The sequence below is a fragment of the Kitasatospora sp. NPDC059747 genome, from assembly GCF_042732955.1.
GTDB lineage: Bacteria > Actinomycetota > Actinomycetes > Streptomycetales > Streptomycetaceae > Kitasatospora.
In genome coordinates this window covers 1-1,348 of the sequence record NZ_JBHWGV010000150.1, presented here as the reverse complement: position 1 = coordinate 1,348, position 1,348 = coordinate 1, and the positions used below count along the sequence as shown (strand labels likewise).

The 1,348-nt window shown below is 72.9% G+C and carries 2 protein-coding genes; both read left to right on the top strand.

Annotated elements, in window-relative coordinates; genetic code table 11:
- The first annotated feature begins 320 nt into the window (after positions 1-320).
- Entirely contained in the window at positions 321-710 is a 390-nt protein-coding gene (locus ACFV4G_RS38545; protein WP_380447392.1) for a ribonuclease domain-containing protein, read from the top strand.
- Positions 711-903: 193 nt separating this feature from the next.
- Complete coding sequence (locus tag ACFV4G_RS38540; protein ID WP_380447390.1) at positions 904-1,305, top strand: VOC family protein; 402 nt, start codon at positions 904-906, stop codon at positions 1,303-1,305.
- Positions 1,306-1,348: the final 43 nt, after the last annotated feature.

Here is a 1,348-nt window from a genome sequence, read left to right as displayed (position 1 = left end):
GGTGTGGCCCTCTAATACAGCGCGCGGGGGGGGGGGGGGGGGGCGCGCGGGGGGGGCCCGCCGGCGCGGCCCCCCCCGCGGCGGGGGGGGGGGGGGCCCCGGGCGCGGCTGCACTGCGCCGGCGGCCAGCGACCGCCGAGAGCCTGCGGCGCCGCCAGAGGCACCGGGAGGTCGACGACCCGCTGGAGCGGCGACGATCGGATTTCCGGCCGGCCCGTCGCTGACGTGCTCAAGTCGCCCGTGGGTAGCTTGAGTTACTCGGAAGTGAAGACTTGTCACGGGGCTTCCGTGGCGGCCGGGGGCTCGCCACACTCGTTGACATGACCAGCACTCTACGCGCGTGGAAGACTGCTGCCTCCGCCGCCACCGTCGCCCTGATCGCCTTCGCCCCCGTCGTCGCCGCCACCGGGGCGAACGCCGCCGTGAGCGGCACCGTGTGCGTCTCCGCCCTGCCCCCGCAGGCCAGAACGACGCTCAACCTCATCGCCTCCAACGGGCCGTTCCCGTACCGGCAGGACGGGATCGTGTTCCAGAACAACGGCGGCGTGCTGCCGCGCCAGTCGTACGGCTACTACCACGAGTACACCGTGGTGACCCCGGGCGCGCCGACGCGCGGCGCCCGGCGGATCGTCACCGGCAAGCGGGCCCAGGAGGACTACTACACCAGCGACCACTACGCGACCTTCCGGCTGATCAACTTTGGCTGCTGACACCGGCACCGCTCCTCGGCCCCGGCGTGGCCCCCGGCCCGCCGGGGCCGTTCGCGTGCCCGCCGGGGCCGCGCGGGGCGCTCGACGATCAGCGCCGGGTGGCATAGGGTCGTGGACGCGGCATCGCGTGTCGGTCACCGGCCGGGTGAGGCATGGAGGTGTCCGCGAGGTGCCTTACGGAGGCATTCCGCACATGCCAGTCGAGTTGAACCACACCATCGTCCATGCCCGGGACAACCGGGAATCCGCCGAGTTCCTGGCGGGGATCCTGGGCCTCGAAGTCGGTCCCGAGTGGGGCCCGTTCATCCCCGTCGCCACGAGCAACGGCGTCACGCTGGACTTCGCGAGCGTCCCCGAAGAGTCGATCACCATGCAGCACTACGCCTTCCTCGTCTCCGACGACGAGTTCGACGCGGCGTTCGACCGGATCGGGCGGGCCGGGATCACGTACTACGCCGACCCGCGCATGAAGCAGCCGGGCGAGATCAACCACCACCACGGCGGGCGGGGGCTGTACTTCCTGGATCCCGCCGGCCACGGCATGGAGATCATCACCCGCCCCTACGGCAGCCACGCGACGACCCCCGGGTCGTGACGCGGGGCCGGCCCGGTCCACGCCGGCCCGGTCCACTCCGGCG

Coding starts and splice junctions, on each gene's coding strand:
- ACFV4G_RS38545 (WP_380447392.1), top strand. CDS start 321: ATGACCAGCACTCTACGCGCGTGGAAGACTGCTGCCTCCGCCGCCACC.
- ACFV4G_RS38540 (WP_380447390.1), top strand. CDS start 904: ATGCCAGTCGAGTTGAACCACACCATCGTCCATGCCCGGGACAACCGG.